5 protein-coding genes are annotated in these 6006 nt (G+C 53.2%); all 5 read right to left on the reverse strand.

The window, feature by feature from the left end:
• A partial coding sequence (locus HMPREF9944_RS13175) for a hypothetical protein (RefSeq protein WP_216594330.1) occupies positions 1-231 on the reverse strand: 231 nt, incomplete at its 3' end.
• A 48-nt stretch (positions 232-279) separates the two neighbouring features.
• The gene (locus HMPREF9944_RS00415) at positions 280-2268 is read right to left on the reverse strand and encodes a glucosamine-6-phosphate deaminase (protein WP_008563669.1); all 1989 of its coding nucleotides are present in this window, start codon (positions 2266-2268) and stop codon (positions 280-282) included.
• A 15-nt stretch (positions 2269-2283) separates the two neighbouring features.
• Positions 2284-3072 (reverse strand): glucosamine-6-phosphate deaminase, encoded by a 789-nt coding sequence (gene nagB / locus HMPREF9944_RS00420; RefSeq protein ID WP_008563670.1) that lies wholly within the window; start codon positions 3070-3072, stop codon positions 2284-2286.
• A 594-nt stretch (positions 3073-3666) separates the two neighbouring features.
• Complete coding sequence (locus HMPREF9944_RS00425; protein WP_008563673.1) at positions 3667-4107, reverse strand: HU family DNA-binding protein; 441 nt, start codon at positions 4105-4107, stop codon at positions 3667-3669.
• 184 nt (positions 4108-4291) lie between these two features.
• The gene (locus tag HMPREF9944_RS00430; protein ID WP_044113104.1) at positions 4292-5932 is read right to left on the reverse strand and encodes a hypothetical protein; all 1641 of its coding nucleotides are present in this window, start codon (positions 5930-5932) and stop codon (positions 4292-4294) included.
• Positions 5933-6006 lie beyond the last annotated feature (74 nt).

Consider the following 6006-nt stretch of genomic DNA (forward strand, 5'->3'; position numbering starts at 1 on the left):
CCATCGTCCGATGCTTTTTTGCTTTCCAAGGAGTTGGAAAGTGCATCGTCCGAAGATTTTTGCTTTCCAAGGGGTTGGAAAGCCATCGTCCGATGACTTTTTGCTTTCCAAGGGGTTGGAAAGTGCATCGTCCGATGACTTTTTGCTTTCCAAGGGGTTGGAAAGTGCATCGTCCGATGATTTTTTATTTTCCGATGACTCGGAAATCGCAACCGAGATAAAATTTTGCACAAAAAAAAGCCTCCCCATAAAGGGGAGGCCTTCTTCTTTTGAATCTTTCTACATTTTATACTCAACGAACGCCTCCATGGCCTCGTAGCAAGCAAGACCGAGGTCGTCGTAAAGTTTGGCCGTTCCGCGGTTGCGGTCCTCGGCCCGCTGCCAGAAGAGGCGCTCGTCATTTCCCATGAACGGAGCACTCTCCATCTGCGAGCTGTGCTTGAGAATGGCATTTCGCTTGGCGCGCAGCTCTTCCGGACTCATCGGAACGCACATCTCGATGTTCTCGATTTCCCACTCGGCCCACGCGCCGCGATACATCCACACGCGGCAGTCGGCGAGCCATTCCGCCCCCTCTTCCTTCTCAAGGTCGAGTGCGGCCAGCACGGCGTCGGTGCATTTTCGGTGCGTGCCGTGCGGGTCTGCAAGGTCGCCGGCCACGTAAATCTGATGAGGCTTCACTTCTTGCAATAATTGCCGCACGATTTCCACATCCTTCTCCGTCATCGGCAATTTCTCAATCTTTCCGCTCTCATAGAACGGCAGGTCGAGAAAGTGAACGCGGTCGAGCGGGATATTGTTGAACGTGCATGCCGTTCGCGCCTCGCCGCGGCGGATCAGCCCCTTGATGGTGCGCACGTCCGCCGTGTCCGGCTCGCCCTCCTTCTTTGCGGCCAGAAAATTCTTGATTTCCCCGTACATCCGCGCGATGGTCTCGTCGTCGCTCCCCATGAAAAGCTGGTTGAAGCCGTTGACGAAGTGCATGAAGCGCGTCACTTCCTCGTCGCCTACGGCGATGTTCCCGCTCGTCTCGTAGGCCACATGAACCTCGTGTTGCTGCTGCACCAACCGGCGTATCGTGCCGCCCATCGAGATAACGTCATCGTCGGGGTGCGGCGAAAACACAATCACACGCTTGGGGTAAGGTTTGGCCCGCTCCGGCCGGCACGTGTCGTCGGCGTCTGGCTTTCCGCCCGGCCATCCCGTGATCGTGTGCTGCAGGTCGTTGAATATTTTGATGTTCGCGTTGTACGCCGAGCCGTAGAGCGCCAATAGTTCGGAGAGTCCGTTCTCGTTATAGTCCTTGTTGGTGAGTTTCAGTATCGGTTTGTGCACCTTTTGGCAGAGCCACGTCAGCGCAGCCCGCGTCAGCTTATCCGTCCATTTGCATCCGGTCACCAACCACGGATGAACGATGCGCGTCAGCCGTGCGCCCGCGGCGAGGTCGATGACTACGTGCGCATCGTTGTGCGTCTGCAGGAACGAGGCGGGGATTGTCTCCGTGATGGGTCCCTCGACCGTCTGGCGGATAATCTCGGCCTTATCGTCGCCCCATGCCGTGAGAAATATCTTCCGCGCGGCGAGAATCGTGGCGATGCCCATCGTAATCGAGCATGGCGGCACGGGCTCCTGCGAGCCGAAGCTCATCGTCATCTCTTCTCGGCTCGTGGCGTCGATGAGCATCAGTCGTGAGGTCGATGTGAGCCCCGAACCCGGTTCGTTGGTGGCGATGTTGCCGATGCGGCCGATACCGAGGAGCATGACGTCAATCCCGCCGAAACTCTGTATGCGCTGCTCGTAGAGGCGGCATTGCTCTTGCACTTCGTCTTGCGGACACGTGCCGTCGGGTGTGAAAATGTTTTGCTCGTTGATGTCTACATGGTCGAGCAGCATGTCGTGCAGCTGCGCTATCGAACTGTGGGCAGAGGTGGTGTCGAGCGGAAAGTATTCGTAGGCATTGAACACGACGACGTTGCTGAAACTCACCAATCGACGCTCGTAGCGGTCGATGAGCGCATCATAAACGGGCGCGAGCGACTTGCCCGTGCCCAGTCCCAACACACAATAACGGCCTTCGTGCCGCCGCTGGTTGATGAGCCGCATCACTTCGTCTGCAATGTTCTCCGCACCCTCTTCCACCTTCGGGAAGATGTCGGTGGGAATCTTCTCGCAGCGCGTCAGCTCGGAGCGCTCGACGGCTGTACGCGGATGATAAAACTCTTCGGGTATTTTGTTCAATACGATTTGCGAACTAAGGTTTAATTTCATGATATACTCCTTCTTTTAGTGTTGGTGTTCGATGTCTTTGAAATAACGATACGTGCCCACGCGCAATTCTTCGGTGGCTGCCTCGTCGCAGACGATGATGCCGTGCCGGTGCAATTGCAGTGCACTGATGGTGAACATCTGCGTCACCGGTCCTTCCACCGCAGCCTGCAGCGCATGCGCCTTGGCGTGGCCGTTGATGAGCACCATTACTTCGCGGGCGTCCATCACCGTGCCCACGCCCACCGTCAGCGCGTAGGCCGGAACCTTGTTCACGTCGCCGTCGAAGAAGCGGCTGTTCACGATACGCGTGTCCGTAGTCAGCGTCTTCTGTCGGGTGCGCGAAGTAAGCGACGACCCCGGCTCGTTGAAGGCGACATGCCCGTCTACACCCACGCCGCCGATAAACAAATCAATGCCTCCGGCTTCGGCTATCATCTGCTCGTAGTGTTCGCATTCAGCCGCAAGATCGGAGGCATTGCCATTGAGAATATGAATGTTCTCCTTCGGACAATCGATATGGTCGAACAGGTTGCGTGCCATAAACGAATGATAACTCTCGGGGTGCGACTCGGGTAGCCCCACATACTCGTCCATGTTGAACGTGACGACATGGCGGAAAGAGACGCGTCCCTCGGCGCAAGCCTTAACCAAAGCCCGATACATACCGATGGGCGAAGACCCCGTGGGAAGTCCCAACACGAACGGCCGTTCTTTCGTCGGCCCGAAAGCGTTGATACGGTCGATCACATGATTGGCCGCCCATGCAGACAGCGCATCATAATCTTTTTCAATAATCAGTCTCATAGTTCGATTATATTTAAGTTTTTAAGTCTACAAAGGTATAAAAAAAACCGGGGTTATGGCCGAGGGGAGTGATAAAACAAGCAAAGGAATACAAAAAAGGTTGAAAAGGGGAAGCCCACCCCCGGCCCCTCCCGAGGGAGGGGAGCGCGAGCTTGCGGGCTAATGATGAACAATACATAATAAATAAAAATAGACCTTGCGAACTCTTTAGTTCTCAAGGTCTATTTGCATTTTACTCCCCTCTCCTTGGGAGATTTCTGCTCCCCGATAACGGGGAGACCGAGAGGGGTGGTTGGGGGAGAGGCTTCTACTCCCCCTCCTTCGGAGGGGGTTGGGGGGAGGCTTTTCTTTAAACGGGGAGGGCACACAGACAAGCGAGTTAATCATAAGGTGAATTTTGATTTTGACTAAATACAGGTAAGTCGTGCGCCCTCCCCAATAACCTCCCCCGGCCCCCCGGAAACCTCCCCCGACCCCTCCGAAGGAGGGGAGACCGAGCTTGCACCAAATTAGTTTGCACGCTGTTCGCGCTCCCCTCCCTTCGGGAGGGGCCGGGGGTGGGTGTCAGAGGGTGGGCTTTCGGTTTGAGGGCTTTTAATTCCCGTGCTGCCCTATCCCTCCTTTGCCTTTCTTCTTATCTTCCACCTGCTCGAAGCTCACGTCGTTCAGCTCGAAATACTTCTTCGAGAGCAGCAGCCTGACCACGGGCTTGATGATATGCTTCTTGGCATTGAACTTCTCGTCCTTGGCCACCGCCGTACTTTTGAACGAGGGTTTCAGCGTACCCATATCGCCGAACTCCACCGAGTCGCCGTTGGCCACGATGTCACGTGCTGCGGCAATGGCTTGGTTGAGCACGGCATACACTTCCTGCGGCGAGAACGTCGTGTTGTTGGCCACCTGCTTGCAGAATGAGCGGAAGTCCACCCGTTTGCGCCCTGTGGGCATGGCCACCTGCATTTCTTCTTTGTTCTCCTTGCCTTTCACTTTCAGCTTGCGCATTTTCAAGACATACTGCAATGGTTTATTGCTCATAGTTTTTCCTTTCTTTTAAGCGTTGAAAAATATTTGATATTAAAGATAAAAAATCTTCTGTTTTATGATCGTTTCTATTCCGTGCCGCCTCGCATTGAATTCCGTGCCGCCTCGGAATGCGTTTCGTGCCGCGTCGGAATTCATTTCGAGGCGGCACGGAATTCTTTCCGAGGGGGATGTGTGCTTAGAAATGGATAAACGAGCGGACATCCTCAACCCCTTTGTTATCCATGTCGGTGAGCGCATACTTGTTGCCCGGCGGATTACTAACATTTCTGTCAAAGGTAATAGTAACGGTCGTGATTGCCGAAATCTCGGAACTGGTGTGATACCAATAAGCAGCCAATGCCTCTCCACCGGCAGCGGTAAAGGCTTTGTTCAGATATTTCCAATCAATATAATACATGGTCTGATAGTCCAAGCTCGTTGCTTTTCCAGCTTTACCAAGTCGTTCGAGTGCCCTAAGCCATTCTCCGGCTGCGGGCAGATACCATTTGCCCACGTTTGCCCCGGTGATGCCGACGCCGGGATTGTAGTTGGCAGCATGATAGAAGGCTTGGTATTTCGTCTGTTCATTGGCTTTCACCTTCCCGTCCGTGCTGCTTGCTGCGTCCCACGTCCACTTGTAACCATTCAAGTCGTTGTAGTTGGTGTTGAAGTCACTGCTCCTCGTCGTATTACCATCGGTAATGCCGTAATCGCTCCAGGGACAACCTCCATAACCAGGTATTGCTTCTTTCAATGCCACAGCCGTGCCGTTGGTCGTATTGGTCTTCTCTATGGCTACCACGCCGATGGGCGTGCGCGTGCCCTTGTCGCCGAGGTAGCCCACGGTGCCGTCTTGATAGAGATAGAGTGGGCCTTTACTCTTGTATTTGACCTTGACGAGGTAAGAATGGTTATTATAAAAATAAGTTCCTGGAGGAAAGGTCATATTCGTAAGCGACTCTCCATGAAGTGTGCCGGTAAAGTTGAAACTATAGCTTTCGCCTAATATACTTTGGGAGCCATATACATAGTCACTTGTGGTCGTATAGTCTTGGCTAATGGCAGAATAGACATAGGGCTTGTTGGGGGAAAATGGTATTGTCGGGCCGTTAAATTCGTTACCATCGCTCCAAGAGTTTATATGCACGCCTTTAATGTCGAAAGTTTCATTCCTATCGGCAATAGATGGGAGCCATAGTTTCATAGTGAGGTTCTGTGGAGGTGCCATGTGAGAGCTTATCTGAATGCGTAAGCGTGCCATCAGATGCTTCATCTCGAAAGTCACTACGTCATGAGCGGAAGTGCTGACAGTATGGATTGCAGTACCAATCATTGGGTTCACAACTCCTTCGATAGCCTGAAGGTCCGTACCGTTGTCCGTAATGGCATCGTTGAAGCAAACGAAAGTATAAGTTTCGCCGGCGTTGAGTTCTAAGTTTTTAGCGGCATCAGGAGTAAACGTTCCACCCGAAACGGTTCCTGATATCCCGTCGTGGCGTACATTGGAGGCGTCAACGGCATAGATGGTGTAGTGACCATCGCTCATCGGTTGCGGTGCACGCGTTTGGACTGTGCCCATGGTGTCGGGCTCGAGACTCACTTCGGCTATCAAACCATCACCTAAGTCCACCGCTTGCGGTTCTGCTGCATATATGCCTTTGGCTCCCGCCTTATCAGTTGAGACTTTACCCGGCACATAGGCTTCCTCGGTAAATTGAAACGTGATGTCTTTCGCCACATTTACTTTGCCGTCCTCTTTGACGACGCTCTCTTCGCTGCTGCATGCCGCGAGCAACATCGTGCTCACAAGGCCTGCTATAAATAATATCTTCTTCATTGAACTTTGATTTACTTTGAACTTTGATGTTTGAACATTGAACTTTATGATTACCGCGAGTTCGTATTCCCCTC

It is taken from the genome of Segatella maculosa OT 289 (assembly GCF_000243015.1).
Taxonomy (GTDB): domain Bacteria; phylum Bacteroidota; class Bacteroidia; order Bacteroidales; family Bacteroidaceae; genus Prevotella; species Prevotella maculosa.